Genomic DNA, 15,920 nt, shown 5'->3' with positions numbered 1-15,920 from the left:
TTTCAGATATACAATCTGCCCGAAAAATGGCTTGTTACGCAGGAGTTGCACCATTTGAATACAGTTCGGGTAGTTCTATTTATCGAAAACCGAGGGTTTCTACAATGGCGGATAAAGAGCTGAAAAAAGTATTGCATTTAGCGGCGCTCAGCTCGATAAGATTAAAAAATGACCTTGCAATTTACTTCCAAAGAAAGGTTGCGGAAGGAAAAAACAAGATGTCTATACTCAACGCAATTAGAAACAAAATTATACACAGAATATATGCTTTAATAAAAAACGAATCTGTGTATAATTTTAATTTGCATATGTCATAGAAATCGAAGTGACGGATGAAAATAATCGGAATGAAAATTTTCTAATTATCCCCTCGCAATAGGGATAGAAGCGGTAGCCCGCAAGGAAGCGCGAGCGTAGCGAGCGCCAACTGAGGACTACAAGCGGATAGCCCGACCCGAGCTGTGGGAAATGCCGTGGCGAGGGGATTGCCCAAAATAAAACTTTATTGAAGAAAATAATTTCAAAAGATTATCTTTGTAAACATAAAATTTGAAATAATTACAACGAGGAGAAATCCTTAAATATCTAAACAAATGACAATAGACAACAATCACGTAGTATCTTTAGGCTACACGCTGAACACGATCGAAGCTAACGGAGAAAAACTTTTTGTAGAAAATACAACGTCTGAAAATCCATTAACGTTTTTGTACGGTGTTGGGATGATGATTCCAAAATTCGAGGAAGAAATTAAAGGTCTTACTGTTGGTGACAAAAAAACGTTCACGATTTCTCCAGCTGAGGCTTATGGTGAGAGACAAGATGATGCAGTGGCGCAATTGCCAATCGATATGTTCCAAGAGAGTGGAATTCCGCCAGTTGGTGCGATGTTGCCATTATCTGACAACCAAGGTAACAACTTCAACGCAATCGTTGTTGAGGTGACTCCAGAAACGGTTGTTGCTGACCTTAACCACCCAATGGCTGGGAAAACTTTGAGCTTTGATGTTGAGATCTTTAACACGAGACCTGCAACTGAAGAGGAGCTTTCTCACGGTCACGCTCACGGTGTTGACGGAAACGAAGCACACTAATCTAGTGTATTGAAAATATAAAGTCACTCTTTTTGGAGTGACTTTTTTTATGAATTAAGTTGAATGAGGCTTCCTCTTTCCTCGTCTTTCTCGATGCTTAAAGAGATTGGCATACGTTCTTTTAATTCTTCGACATGTGAAATAATGCCGACAATTCGGTTTTCTTTTTGGAGATTCATCAAAGTTTCGAAAACGATGTTGACGGATTCTACATCTTGCGTTCCGAAACCTTCATCAATAAAGAAGAAATTCTTTTCCGCTTTTGCATTGGACTGCACCGATTCCGCCAATGCCAATGCCAAACTCAACGAAACTTGAAAAGCTTGTCCACCAGAAAGCGTTTTCACACTTCGACTGCGACCTTCGTTGAGGAAATCGACAATTTCAAAATCGTTGTTATCATTCAGTTGCAAACTCAGTTGATTACGTGTCATTCGATGGAATCGAACATTGGCATGATCGCATAATTGTCGCAAATAAATGGAAGAAACATATTGCACAAAACCTGCTCCTTTAAAGAGATTAAACATCGTTTTGAGATTTTCAGCGCGTTTTGAAAGTGCAGCTTGTTCCTTCAATAAATCTTCTTTTTTCTTAAATTCTTGTTCCAAACGAGTGATTTCAGCAGCGATTTGAATCGCTAATTTATTGGCTTCTGCAAGTTCGGATTCTTTGGTTTTAAAATGATTTTCAGATTCTAAAAATTGATTTTCATCAAACGAAAAATCCTTTAATTTTTCCTTCAATTCCGAAATGCTATTTTTCAAAGTTTCGAATTGAATTTTAAAATTCTGAATTTCCAGTTGAATATTTTGCTCGTCTACATTTTGATTCAAAATTTCTAAAACTGCGTCAAGGTCGTTGAAATTCGACTTTTCTAAATTTTCATTTAGCTGATTTTGAATCTTTTCCAATTGCAAATTAAAATCCGAAACTTGCTTTTGAAACTGCTCACGCTTCGTATTTTCAGATGATAATTTGACTTGAATTTCTTGAGTTTCTGAAATTAGATGATTCCAAACAGTTTCTGTATTTTGATTTTCTTGTTTTAAATTTTCAAGTTGCAGTTGAATTTCAGATGCCGTTTTTTCTGAATAATCGCTAGGATTTAATTCTTTTAAAAGCGCTTTGTTGCTCGCAATTTTAGTTTTGAATTCTAAATTTTCATTCGAGATTTCTTGAAAACGTTGATTGGCTTTATCTAGTTTCTTCCGAATAGAATCTAATTCGGTTCGGAAAGTTTCAAGTTCTTTTTCTTTTGTTTTTAGTTGAAATTCCTTGGTTTGATTTTCTGCTTTTCGATTTTGGAATTGATCAAAATTGTCTTTTGAAAAGTCTTTCCAAATGAAGGTTTTTTCTAATTCCGAAATTTGACTTTCTATCGTTTCAATCGAATTTTGAAGCAATTTTCCTTGTTGCGAAATCAAGTTTTTTTCTTGTGTTATTTTTTCAGCTTCCTTTGCATTTTGCTCTAAACTTTCCAATTGTCCATTCAAAGCCAAAAGTTTCTCTTCTAAAACCTCCAAATCATTGCTCACATCTTCGAAAACCGCAATCGAAGGATGATGGTCCGAACCGCACAACGGACAAGGTTTTCCATCTTGTAATTCGGTGGAATAATGCGAAAGTTGACGTGAAACTTCCAACTTATTTTTCTGATTTTGAAGCTTTTCTTTTTCCTCTTTTAAATTTGAAATCTCTGTGGAAAGCTTTTCTGCATCAAGCTTTTTTAATTTTTCTTCAAGATTTTCAATAGACTTTTTGTTAGCTTCAAAATTGGTTTTTTCTTTAACTAAATTGTCTGTCAAATTTTGCTTTTTTGAAAACCATTCGCCAACTTCAATTAATGTTGCAGATGAAATTAATTGAGTTTTTAAGTTTGATATTTCCTGCTCTTGATTTTGGATTTTTGCGGCAGTTTCTTCTTCTTTTGATTTAAATTCTTTTACAAACTTTTCGCCTTCAATCGTACTTTCAGTGTTTTTTGCAAGCTTGGATTCATCTGATTTTATGTGGAACAACAATTCTAAATCTTGTTCTAGAATTTTTTGTTTTGGGAGCGCATCAACTTTTGGTTGCAGTTCTTCTTTTGATTTTTGTAATCGATTCGAATTATCCGTCAACGATTTCCAATTTTCGTCCACCAATTTCAATTGCTCTTCCGTAGATTTTAAAAGATTCTGATTTCTATTTCTTTCTTTTAAATCGTCGTTAAATACTCGAAATGTTGATTGATACAGCTTTAATTGATTCTCTTTCGCATCAATTGTTTCTTTATTTTTTTCTAATTCCGAAAAATCAGTTTCCTTTTTGGAAAGCAGTTCGAAATCCGATTTCAGATTTTTTAATTGTTGATAATGCGAATTGACTTTTTCAAATTCTAGTTTTAAATTTTCTTGAGCCGTTTTTGCTTGAATTAAATTATCTTTTTGCGCAGAAATTTCTTCCTCTGAAATCGTTTCAAAACCTGAAAGTTTTCCTTCAAGTTGATCGAGTTCCGTTTGATTTTTCTTATTTAAACCTGAAACTTTATCCTGCAAATCGAATCGATACAGATTGAAAATTTCTTTCATCATATCGGTTCTTTCCTTTGCGCCCAACTCCAAAAATTCCTTGAATTGCCCTTGCGGAATAATAATTGTGCGCTTGAAATTGGAATAATTCAAACCAATAATTCCCTCCGCATTCACGTGGTCCAAAGCTTCCCAAGTTCCGTTTTTAAATTCATAAAACACTGCCGAAGCTGGCTTTACATCTTCAAAATTTTTAGAATTTCGTTTGTATTCTCTGGTTGCGCGGAATAATTTATTTTCGTGATTGATGAAATCAAATTCAATATACGAGCGATTGGATTTTAAATTCATCATGTTGTACGCACGTTTATCGCGAGAATTAAGTCGTTCCGTTTCCCCGTACAACGCAAAAGAAATCGCTTCCAAAATCGACGATTTCCCAGAACCAACCGCCCCGAAAATCCCAAACAATCCCGCTTCTGTAAGATTTGAAAAATCGATACTTTGACGTTCCTGATACGAGTAAAGTCCTTCTATAGTGAGTTTCTGTGGAATCATATTTTTTTAATTAGAGTTCTCGATACGCTGCGCTACTCGAACTGACGTTGTGTTTTAAATATTTAATGATAGCTGAAGATAATCATTATAATTATGTTAACTATTTAATCAAGTTCACTATTCCGACCGATGTTGTGTTTAAGAAGTTTGAAAATAAAATTCAGATAAATATTCTTAGTCGGTAACGTTGTTTCGGTCGTCAGTTCGAGTAGATTTTGAAAAAATCGTATCGAGAACTTTAGTCTTATTTTTTAAAATTCTTTTTTGCAAGATTTGGTAAATCTTCAAATCTGCCATCAATCAAAGCTTGCTTTTTAGCTTTAGACCATTTTTTGATTTTCTTTTCAAAGGAAATTGCGAGGTTGATATCTGTAAAATCACAATAATAAACCAATATTAATGGTCTTCTTGAATAGGTGTAAGACCCAAAATGCTTACCTTCTTGATGTTCTATAAGCCTTTGGTGGACGTCCGAGGTTACACCAACATAGAAAGTGTTATCAGAACAAAGTAATATGTAGACATAAGAATTTTGCATAGAAATCTTTATTCCTTCTGAATTTCTTTAAGCAAATCCATTAATTCTTCATTCGGTTCTTGATTTGTGTTTTTTGATTTGAAATAATCAATGAAAAGCGGCTCTAAATCTTTTGTAATATCAATTTCAGTGATTTCAGTCTTTTGATTTTCGATGTTTTTCACTTTTGGAATCAAATAAATAATGCCATCATGACTTTGAAAAATTCGTTTGCGATCTTCTGCTTTTAAAAACGAATCTGATTCGATGGTTAATTCAACCAAAGTATTTGGATTTTCTGTCAGCCAAGTGATTGTTTCATCAACGTTGTCGAAACTTTTTCTAACCAATTTTCGTCCTGATTTTAATTCAATTTTTTCAAAAGAAACGTTTTCGTTGGGTTTTGCGTTAATAATGGAAACAAATTTGGTTTGGCCAGCCTCCGAAAAGCTGTAGCAAAGTGGCGAAGAGCTGTAAACAACAGGTTTTTCTTCCGTTCCTATATTTCTGAATCGGTGTAAATGCCCCAAAGCCGTATATTGAATTTGATTCGGAATTGCATCGGAATACACCATATCTGCATTTCCGATTTTGATTGGTTTTTCACCTTCGGGTTCTTCCAAAAGTGCAGCACCACGCTTGTTCATGTATAAATGCGTAGTCAAAATATTAACGCCATTTTCATTACAAAATTCATCGGCAATAGTTTTCCAATGTTCGGCTAAAGTTTCGTTCAAGGCTTTTTCTTTTTCTTCACCGAAATACTGTTTCAACCGAACTTCGTTAGCATAAGCGGTATGAATAAGTCGAATTGGATAGTCGAATTGATTTAGTTTCAGTTCTAAAAATCCTTTCTGAGAATTTATAATTTTGAAATTTTCTACCTCAAATTCTTGAATTTTTGCTTGCGGATGACCGATGAGAATAATGCCACATTCGCGAGCCAAAGGGTCAGGAGCGTCAATCAAATTGGGGGAATCGTGATTTCCTGCAATGGCGATTATTGGACGTTTTCCGTTGTTGGAAAGTCTCTTTAAAGTTTTATAAAAAAGTTCGACCGCCTCAACACTTGGATTGAAATTATCAAATAAATCACCTGCTACGATTATCATGTCAACCTTTTGTTCATTAGCGATTTCAATGATTTCATTCATCACCAAAACTTGTTCTTCCAATCGTGAAAATCGGTCTAGGCGTTTTCCTAAATGCCAATCGGCAGTATGTAAAATTTTCATGATTCGCTATCTTCTTGTTGATTCTCCTTCTCAATAAAACTATCTCTGATTTCCTTTAATCGAGCTTTTCGTTTTTCTTCGGCTTCGTGAACTTTCCTCTTCTTTTGGTCGATTTTTTTCTTGTGCGCTTTTCGGTTGGCATCCGTATTTCTGCTCATTTTTTAAGCCTGTTTAATGAAGCTAAGATAGTGAAGTTTGCTAGGAATTTAAAACGAAAAATTGCAAACTAAGCTTTTAGTTTTAGTATTTTTACAAAAAAAAGTATGGACCAAAATTCTAAAGATCCACTTCACGGAAAACGTTTGGATGCCATTTTAGAAGAACTTTTAGAATATTACAAAGGTTATGGCGAATTGGGAAAGCAAATTAACATCAAATGCTTTACTGGTGAGAATCCTAGTGTTTCGTCTTCGCTAAAATTTCTTCGCAAAACACCTTGGGCGCGTACAAAAGTGGAAAGTTTGTATTTATATGTTTTAAGACAGAAAAAGAAAAATTTGGAATAAAAATTTAAATATTCAAAAGGTCAAAAAACGTCAAAGTCCAATTACCTTCGATTTTCGTTAAAACAAATTGAAGACCTTTTGCGTTTTTCTCAGCCAAAACAATATAAGCCGTATTTTCTGTGTTTTCGTTAACTTTAAAAATAGTTTGGTCAGAAAAGTCGTTGCCTCGTTCTGCAAATTCATCCAAAAAATAAAGCACAATCGGCGAATCTATTTGGCAAAATGTTCCGTAGTTGCTCCAAGTTTTTTTCTCGGGATTAAAACCAGGCGTTCTTTCAAATTTAATGGTTGATGATTTTGTAACACTCCAAAAAGCCTTTTGGCTAGGGAAATTTAAACCAAAATCCATCTCTTCAAGATTGAGATAGTTGATTTGGTTTTCAGATTTAAAAACAACACCGATTCCTAAATCTTTGTTGACAAAAGCATTGATTTTTTCTGCATTTTTAGTTGCAAAACCATCAATAATTTGTTCGATTATGGGTTTTAAATCTTTTTGATCTGCATTGTTTTGAGCATTCAAAACCGCAATGAACAATAAGCTGAATATGAGTAATATCTTCTTCATTTAGTTTGAAATGAGTGTGTTTTTTTTGGTAAAAATAAGTGAAAATATGTTTTACGGAAATACTTTTCGTGTTTTTCTAATTTTCAAAAAAATCTCCCGAAACATAATACCAACGACCTTTTATCAGTTGGAAGTATGAAAATTCGTGATGAATTTGTGACTTAGCATCTTGGTCTGTGTAATAGGCTTTGAACTCGACTTGATTAAGTACTGAAGTTCTGACAATTTCCAATTTGGTCCAAGTATTTATTTCGCCCCATTCTTGCAATTCGGCTTTATCATGGAATTTTCTTTTGGAAGGAAGTGTCGTTTCCCAAAGATAATCAGCATTTGGAATTGCAAAAGCAGAAAAACGTGAACGCATCAAAGCTTCGGCTGTTGGTGCACTTTTATCACCTTTGTGGAAAGGTTGGCAACATTCCTCGTAGGCTTTCCCAGAGCAGCAAGGACAAGTCATTTTTTAATTTTTAGTTGTGAATTATAAATTAAGAATTAACATAATTTTATATTAAAATAAATTCCATTGTTTTGGCGACGTGGTTTTGTTCTGTAATTCCTTTGGCGTAATATGAATTATCTCCAGAATCATATTTATCCAAATAAGCTTGACTAATTTTTTCGTTTAAAGCATCTAAATCTTTGGGAATGTCGGCTTTTATATTAAAAACGTTGTCGCCGCATTTTATTTCGCCATTCGAATCATTTAGAAAAGTGTTGTACCAACTTCTTTCTGCAAATCCCCAAGAGCGTGCAAAAATTCGATTGTTAACGGTAACCATCCAAATTTTAAGAAAAGTTTTGCGGTCGCTACCAGCTTTTATTCCGATAAGATTGCGAGAATTGATGTAATTAATTGCGTCGTTTTGCATTGTTGAGTTTTATGAGAAAGTAGATTTTGAAAAAATCGTATCGAGAAGTTATTTCTAAAATAGTTCTCGACTCGGTTTATCATGAGCTTGCTGAAAGGCTATACTACTTGAACTGATTTACTTGAATATCTTAAAGATTTGCGGTTAAAACTTGAGTCTAAAATCTTGGTTCTTGGTTCTCGGCTCTTGAACCTTGAATCTTGAATCTTTTAAACTAAAACTTTCTAGCCTTCGCTAACATCGGAATCGAGATTAATCCCATCACCAACATAATGCAAATCTGCAACGGCAACGAAATAAAAGAATAGATCAAGCCAACTTCGCCACCAAGATTGCCATCTTTCCCCATCGAGATGAATAAGGCCATAAAACCAAACTTCATCGCCAAGTTAAATGCGCCAATACCGCCAGAAGCAGGGATAATCATTCCCAAAGTCCCAACCACCAAAATGAAAAAGCCGTCAGCAAATCCAAAATCAGAGGTTTCGGGCAAAGAAAAACAAACCAGATAAGCAGCAAAATAATAGCAAATCCAGATTAGAACTGTATAAAGAATAAATTTTGCCTTTTGTTTCATTCGGAAGATTGACATGAGTCCGTCGAGGATTCCGTCAATAAAACCAACTATTTTTCCAAGCACTGGTACATTAGCCAGCCTTTTTCTTATTGCAAAGAAGACGATACCGCAAACAGCTAAAGCACCAAATATTAAAGCAATTTTGTTGGGGTTAATATTAACGCCAGATTGTTTGTAAAATGATAAAATCGCATCGTATTTAAAAATCAAAGTCAAGCCCAAAAAAGCCAACATACAAACCAAATCGACAACACGTTCTAGAATAATCGTCCCGAAAGATTGGTCAACAGGCACTTTTTCGACACCGTATAAAGCTGTCGCTCTTGCAACCTCGCCACTTCTTGGGATAGTCAAGTTCATTAAATAGCCAAAAGAAATCGACCACAACGAATTACTATTCGATATCGAATGTCCCATTGGCTCCAACAAAAGATTCCAGCGCACTGCCCGAAACCAATAAGCGCCCAAACCAAAACATGCTGCGAAAGCTACCCACAGATAATTGGCTTTCGACAAAGAAGCTTTTATCACTTCAAAGTCCAAACCCTTCAAAGCAAGCCACAAAAAAAAGCCTGCAAAAGCAAGCGATACAGCAATGGTGATTGCCGTTTTTATAGGATTATTTTTTTTAGCTTCAGCCATTCATTAGGTTAAAAGGTTGGTATCTTCGTTCGGGAAAACGATTTTTGGTTGGAAAGTTTTAGCTTCCTCAGGTGACATCTGCGCATAAGCAATGATGATAACGGTATCTCCTTTGTGCACTTTTCTTGCCGCTGGACCATTAAGACAGATTTCTCCAGAACCACGAGTTCCTTTAATAACGTAAGTGTCAAAACGTTCGCCATTATTAACATTAACAATATAGACACGTTCGCCAACGATAAGGCCAGCTGCGTCGATAAGATCTTCGTCTATGGTAATGCTCCCGATGTAGTTAAGGTCAGACTCTGTGACTTTAACTCTGTGTATTTTGGATTTGAATACTTCTATTAACATGTTGCAAATTTACTATAAATAAGTATTTTTCAATAAAAACTAAGCTTAAATTATTCGTATTAGTACAATTAACTTAACAAAAGTTTAATATTAAAATTCAGGAATCAACAATTTGCAATTGTAAAAGATAAATATTGCTAATATCCTTATACAATGGCAATAACAACATTACAACATTTAAAAAAAGCCCTTAATTTGGCAAATAATCAAATTATGAATTTTATAGCATAATAAAAAAAACACTAGATTTTTCTCTAAAAAACATAAAAAGACTTGTGTGAAATGAAAAATGTTCTATATTTGCTATAACAACATAACTTTAATTAAATACAATTATGAACAAATCTGAATTAATCGATGCAATCGCAAAGGATGCAGAAATCACAAAAGTAGCTGCTAAGAAAGCTTTAGAATCTTTCATCAGCAACGTTACAACAACTTTAAAAAAGAAAGAAGGTAAAGTTTCTTTAGTAGGATTCGGGACTTTCTCAGTATCTGAAAGAGCTGCTAGACAAGGTATCAACCCTGCAACTAAAAAACCAATCAAAATTGCTGCTAAGAAAGTTGCAAAGTTCAAAGCTGGAGCTGATCTAGCGACTGCTGTAGCTGGAGCTAAAAAGAAGTAATTCTTGATTCTTATACAGAATAAATCAAGGCTTCCCAATGGGAAGCCTTGATTGTTTTATTTTGTTAGATAATTTAGTCTTGTCGGTATTTAATAATTCTAGCTGGATTGCCAACTACTACAGCATTATCAGGAATATCTTTTATCACAACACTTCCTGCGCCGATCATACAGTTTTTTCCAATTTTGACACCTTGTATAACACAAGCTCCTATACCAATTTGTGTTAACTCTCCCACTTCAACATTGCCTGCTAAGGAAACATTTGGAGAAATATGTACAAAGTCTTCTAATATACAATCATGATCTACCGCAGCATTCGTATTAATAATACAATGTTTTCCAATTTTGGAACAAGAATTAATACTTACCCCAGCCATTACAACGCTTCCAGCGCCAAGCTCTGCTCTTTTTGAAATCTGTGCACTTGGGTGAATTAATGTTTTAAAAACATAGTCTGATAGTTGATTTGCGATGTTTTTTCTTGTTATATTATTTCCAAGAGATAATGTTAGCTCTACATTTATTGGAACATGATGAATTATTGGGTAGTTCAATAAATTAAGTTTTGTTAGATCACCATCAATAAAGGCTTCAACAGGAATCTTCAATGCTTCTGCTATTTCTAAAACGACTTTACCGTGACCGCTAGCTCCGTACAAATATAAACTCATTTGGTATTAGTTTTTTCCATTAAAAGGTTCGATACTTACTTGACCTTCTTGCGAGATTCCTTCTCGTATTAAAACTTTTTTTATGGTTAGAAAGAAAATTTTACAGTCTAACAAAAAGTTAATATTATCTACATATTCAACATCAAGCTCTAACTTTCTTGTCCATGATATGGCGTTACGCCCATTGACTTGTGCCCAGCCCGTTATGCCAGGTTTTATCTCGTGGCGGCGTTTTTGTGTACGGCTATACATCTCCAGATATTCGGGAAGAAGAGGTCTTGGACCAATGAGACTCATATCAGCTTTGATGACATTAATAAGCTGCGGAATCTCATCCAAAGAGGTTTTGCGTACAATAGCGCCTATTTTTGTTAAACGTTTTTTATCAGGTAAAAGTTGTCCATTGGCATCAGTTTTATCATTCATGGTTTTGAATTTGATGATTTTGAAAATCTTCTCATTCTTGCCCGGACGCTTTTGAAAAAAGAAAGGCTTGCCCTGGTTAGCAAAATATAACCCAATTGTCACCAACAAAAATATTGGCAACAGTAGAATGAAGCCAATACTCGCCAAGACGAGGTCTAAAATTCTTTTTAGAAAGTTCTTGTACAATTTTTTTTGTGTTTAGTTTTTTGTTTTAGCCAAAACGCCGAATTTTTAATTCCGAATTTATAACTCATAATTCCTAACTTCTAGCTCCGAGTAAAGATTTATATTCCGTTAAAAGTGCATCCCAAACGACTTGCTGTTGATAGCGATCAACAATCATTGGACGGGCATTGGTTTTTAAACTATTAAATAAAACTTGATCATTTAGCAATTTTTGCATGGCTTCTTCTAAGGCTTTTTTATTTTTAACGGGAATAATTAATCCGTTTTTATTTTCAATAATAATTTCGTTACAACCGTTGATATTGCTAACTATAGAGGCCAAACCCATGGCGCCCGCTTGCATCACAACATTCGGGAAACCTTCTCGATAACTCGGAAAAGTTAAAATATCAGCTATCGCCAAATAAGGTCGAACATCCGTTTGCCAGCCGACATTAATGATGTTAGAGTTAGACTTTATTTTTTCCAAAGTTGACGTTTGCAAAGGATCAAGCTGATCCTCAAATGTGCCAACTAATATTAGTTTTGATTTGGTATTATTTTTACCTATCTCATCAAAAGCTTCAATAAGTTCATTAAGACCTTTATCGCCCACTAATCGCCCTACAAAAATAAAAACTTCGTCATCATCTTCAATCTTGAGGCTCTTTTTTAAGACAAATAAATCATTTTGATCGAGATTATCCTTATCAAAATAAGTCGTATCGATGCCATTAGAGGATCCATTAGCAATGACTTTCAGCTTCGAGCTTGTTGTTAATTTATTTTCTAAGATAAAGTCGGATAGACCTTTTGAGTTGGGATAGACATGTGTTGCAGCAGCATAGGTCAACTGCTCAACCAACATCAAAATCTTACGCTTTAGACCTTGCGCTTCCATGAGTGGCAGTCCCGCTACGGTGTGCAATCGATTGGGAACACCTACCAACTTTGCAGCCAACATGCTGACCAATCCGGCCTTAGGTGTATGAGAATGAATGATATCTGGTCGCTCGGACTTTAGAAATCGGTACATTTTCCATAAAACCTTAAGATCTTGTATAGGTGTAATCCGACGCGTCATTTCGACAGGATAGGTTTTAACGCCAAGCTTCTTGCCGACATCAACTAATGCCGTAGCATCTGCTGACACCGCTGTTAAGTCGAAGTGCTGATCCATGAAGCTAAGTTGCTTACCCAGTAGCTTTTCTAAAGAAATAGGGACAGTTGTTACCCTTATAAGTTTTGGCTTTGACATGCTTTATAAAAACGGCTTAAAGGTATTATTTTTTTAAAAGAAGTTTAAAATGATTTTGGATTTTTCACAACTTAATTCATTACAATTATATGAAAAGCTTATCTTCGTAACTCAAAACAACAATCTATGAAAAAGCTAATCTTTGTATTATCAGCCTCTTTACTACTGCAATCATGTATAGTCTCAACAGCAACCAAAGCCGTGACGGGTGTAGCTAAATTGGGTTACAAAACAGTAAAAGGAACTGTAAACGCAGCCAGTTGGGCGGTTAGCAAAGCGGCAGGCAAAATAGATGAGGATCGTGTAGGTGGTACTTGGAAGGTTGTGGGAGTATACAAAGGTTCTTATGAACAGTTTCAGCAAGATCAAAACCGAGAAAGCACTTTCGAAAGCGAATGTGGAGAAGCTTACGACCAAATTATTTTTAAATCTAATAAATCCAAGTTCAAACCTGTGCATTGTAGCGGACAAGATGAGGATTGGGTAAAATATGATTTTGAGTTCGGAAAAAATCCTATCACAAAAGAGAAAGAAAATTACATCGAATATAACTCTAACAACTACATTACGGTGATTGATGTTGACAACAAAACGATGGTGCTAGAAGGTAACTTAATGCCAAAACTATCTTTTTCTGGCGCGCGATTGTATCTTTTGGAAAAGGTGAAATAATGCTTAATGTTATAAATTAAATCGTCAGTACTCCATTAATCCAAAAGCATCCAAAATGCAATCATATTCATAACCTTTGGACAGCAAAAACTTGATAATCTTGTTTTTCTTTTTAAAAGCATTTGGCTCGTTGATGCTACCAGATTGCTTTTCAATAAACAAAATGATTTGCTTTTGATAGTCACTATCATCAATCTCGTCCCAGCAGCGGCCCATTAACTTATCGCTTATTTGTTTTTGTTTGAGATTAAGTTTTATTTTGTTCCGTCCCCAGTGTTTAATGTAAAATTTTCCGCGAATATAACTTCTAACAAAACGCTCTTCATCCAGATATTTTTCTTGAATCAGGTACAATAAAATCTCCTCTTTAGCTTCTGGAATCAAAAGAAATTCGCGCATTTTTTGTTCAACCTCATAATGACAACGGTCTTGGTACACACAATAGTTGAGCATTTTAAGTTTAATTTCGTCAAAAGTAAAAGATTTCTTTTCCATTACAACTAATGATTTTCTTTTCAAAAATCAGCACAAATATACTTTAAAAGAAAAATTTTATTAACATAAGGCGTAACTTTTAGTCAGTTTTCGATGTGTCGTTTTATTTTTGGCGTGCCACATGACGGCTCGTTCGGACGCTCGCTGCGCTCGCGCCGTCCTCGCCGCCAGTGTCGGTCTGCGCGCAGTCGCTGTGATGCTCGGACGGCTCCGCTGCGCTCCGCCGCCTCACATCACGAGCTCCAACAATGCGCTTCGCCCTCACGCAGATTCGGGATAATTATAAAAATTGACCATTATTTAACCTAAGTTTCAAAAATCAAAACTACATTTGTTCATTATTTTTAATAAAATGAAAAAGTTCCTATTTTTCCTAAATGTGTTGCTCTTCGCATTTATAAGCGCACAAAAAGACACCGCACAAATTGTAGTTTCTAATCGAGTTAATACCGTAGCAGATTTTCAAGATAAACCTTATGTTATTATGATTTCGGTGGATGGTTTTAGGTACGATTATCCTACAAAATATGCGACACCCAATATCGATAGATTATCAAAACAAGGTGTCTCAGCCGATTACATGAATCCGAGTTTTCCTTCAATAACATTTCCGAATCATTACACCTTGGTCACAGGTTTGTATCCTGCGCATCACGGTTTGGTGGATAATTTCTTTTATGACTACAAAAGAAACGAAGCCTACAAAATGAACGACGGAAAAATCGTTAGTGACGGTTCTTGGTACGGCGGAAAACCACTTTGGAGTTTGGCGGAAGAGCAAGGACTTTTGTCAGCATCTTTGTTTTGGGTAAGTTCTCAGTCCGATGCGGGGAAAACGCGACCTACTTATTATTACAACTACCACGAAAAGTTTAATAACGATCAAAAAGTAAATATTGTTCTTAATTGGCTAAAACTTCCCGAAGCGCAACGTCCACATTATATTACGATGTATTTTCCCGAAGTTGACGCGAATGGCCATCATCACGGACCAGATTCTAAAGAAACGGAAGAGGCCGTAAAATCTGTTGATGCAGCAATTGGAAATTTGGTTACCAAAGTCAATAATCTTGGACTCAAAAACGTGAATTTCGTTTTCGTGTCCGACCACGGCATGATAAAGGTTGATAAAGAAAACGCCATCGACATTCCCGAAATTCTGAAAGATAAATCGCGTTTCGATTATTTTAATAGCAATACGTTGTTACGTGTGAAAGTTAAAAATCCTGATGATATTAAAATGGCTTATCGTGAATTAAAAAAATCCAAAACGCCAGATTATAAAGTTTATAAAGAATCTTGTTTCCCAAGACGTTTACATTATGGCAAAAAAGATGACGTATTTGATAGGATAGGTGATATCCTTTTAGTTCCCAACGCACCAAAAGTTTTTCTTGAAAAAGGTAAGACAACAAGCATCGGGAAACATGGTTTTGATCCAAAAAAAGTTCCTGAAATGCGTGCTATTTTCCGAGCTTGGGGACCAGCTTTCAAATCAGATTTAGAGATTCCGCGTTTTGATAATGTTAATGTTTATCCAATTGTAACTAAAATTTTAGGTCTTAAAATCACTTCACCAATTGATGGTAAAGAAAAAGTAGCTGATAAGATTTTGAAATAAACTTTTAGTTTTAAGAAAATAAAGACCAAATAAAAACCGCCTTTCAGAAGTTTCTGAAAGGCGGTTTTGTTATTTAATACCAATTCGGGATAAAGCACTTTTGTTGATTTGAGGCGTCACTTCAAGTATATCTTAGTTTGCTTAAACACTTTTCTCTTTATCTTAAAATTATCTCTATTTCTTGTTACAAATCGAGAAGTTATTAATGCAAAGACTTCTCGATACGTTACGCTACTCCTTTAGATTTGTAACAAGAAAAGAGATAACTTTAAGAGAAAGAGAAAAGTGTTTAAGTAAACTAATATTTACTCAGAGTTGTGGCTCATACTTCGATTTAGACTTAAACACTTCTTATCATAAACTCAGATAGAAATTCGGGTTTAAAACCCATTATAAAGGAGTTGAGCTCTAGATAAGTTTCTCTTTAAAATCTTAAAACCAAAGTTATGGAAAAAGTTTTTATTGGAGTAGATGTTAGCAAATTAACGTTGGATTTATATGTGAAATCCAACAAAACGGAAAAGCATTATCAAATTAAAAACGATGTTAAA

Annotated in this window: 19 protein-coding genes; 6 read left to right on the top strand and 13 right to left on the bottom strand. The window is 35.0% G+C overall.

Translation table 11 applies throughout. The features are described from left to right. Both B5X62_RS15045 and B5X62_RS15040 read left to right on the top strand, forming a co-directional pair. The coding region (locus tag B5X62_RS15045; RefSeq protein ID WP_144038299.1) for a transposase at positions 1-317 on the top strand (317 nt) is incomplete at its 5' end. 276 nt (positions 318-593) lie between these two features. After that, positions 594-1,094, top strand: a complete 501-nt coding sequence (locus tag B5X62_RS15040) for an FKBP-type peptidyl-prolyl cis-trans isomerase (protein WP_079668306.1) — start codon at positions 594-596, stop codon at positions 1,092-1,094. 47 nt (positions 1,095-1,141) lie between these two features. On the opposite strand, the gene B5X62_RS15035 is transcribed toward B5X62_RS15040, so the two are convergent. The 4 genes from B5X62_RS15035 to B5X62_RS15575 form a co-directional block, all read right to left on the bottom strand. Further along, the gene (locus B5X62_RS15035; RefSeq protein WP_079668305.1) at positions 1,142-4,165 is read right to left on the bottom strand and encodes an SbcC/MukB-like Walker B domain-containing protein; all 3,024 of its coding nucleotides are present in this window, start codon (positions 4,163-4,165) and stop codon (positions 1,142-1,144) included. Between the two features lie 244 nt (positions 4,166-4,409). Beyond that, positions 4,410-4,703, bottom strand: coding sequence for a GIY-YIG nuclease family protein (locus tag B5X62_RS15030; RefSeq protein ID WP_079668304.1), 294 nt, complete (start codon positions 4,701-4,703; stop codon positions 4,410-4,412). Between the two features lie 8 nt (positions 4,704-4,711). After that, a complete protein-coding gene (locus B5X62_RS15025) occupies positions 4,712-5,917 on the bottom strand; it encodes a metallophosphoesterase family protein (RefSeq protein WP_079668303.1) in 1,206 nt (401 codons plus the stop codon). Next, positions 5,914-6,075 (bottom strand): hypothetical protein, encoded by a 162-nt coding sequence (locus B5X62_RS15575; RefSeq protein ID WP_185116724.1) that lies wholly within the window; start codon positions 6,073-6,075, stop codon positions 5,914-5,916. The genes B5X62_RS15025 and B5X62_RS15575 overlap by 4 nt, the downstream gene beginning before the upstream one ends. 105 nt (positions 6,076-6,180) lie before the next feature. Here B5X62_RS15575 and B5X62_RS15020 point away from each other — a divergent pair, with 105 nt between their 5' ends. Next, entirely contained in the window at positions 6,181-6,423 is a 243-nt protein-coding gene (locus B5X62_RS15020) for a VF530 family protein (RefSeq protein WP_079668302.1), read from the top strand. Positions 6,424-6,427: 4 nt separating this feature from the next. On the opposite strand, the gene B5X62_RS15015 is transcribed toward B5X62_RS15020, so the two are convergent. From B5X62_RS15015 to panD, 5 genes are all read right to left on the bottom strand, one after another. Next, complete coding sequence (locus tag B5X62_RS15015) at positions 6,428-6,991, bottom strand: hypothetical protein (protein WP_079668301.1); 564 nt, start codon at positions 6,989-6,991, stop codon at positions 6,428-6,430. 76 nt (positions 6,992-7,067) lie between these two features. Beyond that, positions 7,068-7,448, bottom strand: a complete 381-nt coding sequence (locus B5X62_RS15010) for a YchJ family protein (protein WP_079668300.1) — start codon at positions 7,446-7,448, stop codon at positions 7,068-7,070. Positions 7,449-7,494: 46 nt separating this feature from the next. Beyond that, entirely contained in the window at positions 7,495-7,860 is a 366-nt protein-coding gene (locus B5X62_RS15005) for a DUF2255 family protein (protein ID WP_079668299.1), read from the bottom strand. 214 nt (positions 7,861-8,074) lie between these two features. Further along, positions 8,075-9,079 carry a lysylphosphatidylglycerol synthase transmembrane domain-containing protein gene (locus B5X62_RS15000; RefSeq protein ID WP_079668298.1) on the bottom strand — a complete coding sequence of 335 codons (1,005 nt, stop codon included), beginning with the start codon at positions 9,077-9,079 and terminating at the stop codon, positions 8,075-8,077. A gap of 3 nt (positions 9,080-9,082) precedes the next feature. After that, positions 9,083-9,433: an aspartate 1-decarboxylase gene (gene panD / locus B5X62_RS14995; protein WP_079668297.1), complete on the bottom strand. Its 351-nt coding sequence runs from the start codon at positions 9,431-9,433 to the stop codon at positions 9,083-9,085. 335 nt (positions 9,434-9,768) lie between these two features. Between panD and B5X62_RS14990 the strand changes: the two genes are divergently transcribed. After that, positions 9,769-10,059, top strand: coding sequence for an HU family DNA-binding protein (locus B5X62_RS14990; RefSeq protein ID WP_079668296.1), 291 nt, complete (start codon positions 9,769-9,771; stop codon positions 10,057-10,059). 73 nt (positions 10,060-10,132) lie between these two features. Here the strand turns inward: B5X62_RS14990 and B5X62_RS14985 are convergent, their stop codons facing one another. The 3 genes from B5X62_RS14985 to B5X62_RS14975 all read right to left on the bottom strand — a co-directional run bounded on the left by B5X62_RS14985 (position 10,133) and on the right by B5X62_RS14975 (position 12,581). Then, positions 10,133-10,732: an acetyltransferase gene (locus B5X62_RS14985; protein ID WP_079668295.1), complete on the bottom strand. Its 600-nt coding sequence runs from the start codon at positions 10,730-10,732 to the stop codon at positions 10,133-10,135. Positions 10,733-10,738: 6 nt separating this feature from the next. Then, the gene (locus B5X62_RS14980; protein WP_079668294.1) at positions 10,739-11,344 is read right to left on the bottom strand and encodes a sugar transferase; all 606 of its coding nucleotides are present in this window, start codon (positions 11,342-11,344) and stop codon (positions 10,739-10,741) included. Positions 11,345-11,417: 73 nt separating this feature from the next. Then, positions 11,418-12,581 carry a glycosyltransferase family 4 protein gene (locus B5X62_RS14975; protein WP_079668293.1) on the bottom strand — a complete coding sequence of 388 codons (1,164 nt, stop codon included), beginning with the start codon at positions 12,579-12,581 and terminating at the stop codon, positions 11,418-11,420. A gap of 126 nt (positions 12,582-12,707) precedes the next feature. On the opposite strand from B5X62_RS14975, the gene B5X62_RS14970 reads away from it, so the two are divergent. Continuing rightward, positions 12,708-13,253, top strand: a complete 546-nt coding sequence (locus B5X62_RS14970; RefSeq protein WP_079668292.1) for a hypothetical protein — start codon at positions 12,708-12,710, stop codon at positions 13,251-13,253. A gap of 24 nt (positions 13,254-13,277) precedes the next feature. Here B5X62_RS14970 and B5X62_RS14965 read toward each other — a convergent pair whose 3' ends face one another. Beyond that, positions 13,278-13,748, bottom strand: coding sequence for a regulatory protein RecX (locus B5X62_RS14965; RefSeq protein WP_079668291.1), 471 nt, complete (start codon positions 13,746-13,748; stop codon positions 13,278-13,280). A 352-nt stretch (positions 13,749-14,100) separates the two neighbouring features. Here B5X62_RS14965 and B5X62_RS14960 point away from each other — a divergent pair, with 352 nt between their 5' ends. Beyond that, the gene (locus tag B5X62_RS14960; protein WP_079668290.1) at positions 14,101-15,369 is read left to right on the top strand and encodes an alkaline phosphatase family protein; all 1,269 of its coding nucleotides are present in this window, start codon (positions 14,101-14,103) and stop codon (positions 15,367-15,369) included. Positions 15,370-15,920: the final 551 nt, after the last annotated feature.

Source organism: Soonwooa buanensis (assembly GCF_900167905.1).
In the GTDB taxonomy this organism is placed as follows: Bacteria; Bacteroidota; Bacteroidia; order Flavobacteriales; family Weeksellaceae; genus Soonwooa; species Soonwooa buanensis.
The sequence above is the reverse complement of the archived record's forward strand: the minus strand, read 5'-3'. Positions and strand labels throughout refer to the sequence as shown.

Coding starts and splice junctions, on each gene's coding strand:
- B5X62_RS15010 (WP_079668300.1), bottom strand. CDS start 7,448: ATGACTTGTCCTTGCTGCTCTGGGAAAGCCTACGAGGAATGTTGCCAA.
- B5X62_RS15040 (WP_079668306.1), top strand. CDS start 594: ATGACAATAGACAACAATCACGTAGTATCTTTAGGCTACACGCTGAAC.
- B5X62_RS15030 (WP_079668304.1), bottom strand. CDS start 4,703: ATGCAAAATTCTTATGTCTACATATTACTTTGTTCTGATAACACTTTC.
- panD (WP_079668297.1), bottom strand. CDS start 9,433: ATGTTAATAGAAGTATTCAAATCCAAAATACACAGAGTTAAAGTCACA.
- B5X62_RS14960 (WP_079668290.1), top strand. CDS start 14,101: ATGAAAAAGTTCCTATTTTTCCTAAATGTGTTGCTCTTCGCATTTATA.
- B5X62_RS14975 (WP_079668293.1), bottom strand. CDS start 12,581: ATGTCAAAGCCAAAACTTATAAGGGTAACAACTGTCCCTATTTCTTTA.
- B5X62_RS14965 (WP_079668291.1), bottom strand. CDS start 13,748: ATGGAAAAGAAATCTTTTACTTTTGACGAAATTAAACTTAAAATGCTC.
- B5X62_RS15575 (WP_185116724.1), bottom strand. CDS start 6,075: ATGAGCAGAAATACGGATGCCAACCGAAAAGCGCACAAGAAAAAAATC.
- B5X62_RS15020 (WP_079668302.1), top strand. CDS start 6,181: ATGGACCAAAATTCTAAAGATCCACTTCACGGAAAACGTTTGGATGCC.
- B5X62_RS15025 (WP_079668303.1), bottom strand. CDS start 5,917: ATGAAAATTTTACATACTGCCGATTGGCATTTAGGAAAACGCCTAGAC.
- B5X62_RS14990 (WP_079668296.1), top strand. CDS start 9,769: ATGAACAAATCTGAATTAATCGATGCAATCGCAAAGGATGCAGAAATC.
- B5X62_RS15035 (WP_079668305.1), bottom strand. CDS start 4,165: ATGATTCCACAGAAACTCACTATAGAAGGACTTTACTCGTATCAGGAA.
- B5X62_RS15005 (WP_079668299.1), bottom strand. CDS start 7,860: ATGCAAAACGACGCAATTAATTACATCAATTCTCGCAATCTTATCGGA.
- B5X62_RS15015 (WP_079668301.1), bottom strand. CDS start 6,991: ATGAAGAAGATATTACTCATATTCAGCTTATTGTTCATTGCGGTTTTG.
- B5X62_RS14970 (WP_079668292.1), top strand. CDS start 12,708: ATGAAAAAGCTAATCTTTGTATTATCAGCCTCTTTACTACTGCAATCA.
- B5X62_RS15000 (WP_079668298.1), bottom strand. CDS start 9,079: ATGGCTGAAGCTAAAAAAAATAATCCTATAAAAACGGCAATCACCATT.
- B5X62_RS14985 (WP_079668295.1), bottom strand. CDS start 10,732: ATGAGTTTATATTTGTACGGAGCTAGCGGTCACGGTAAAGTCGTTTTA.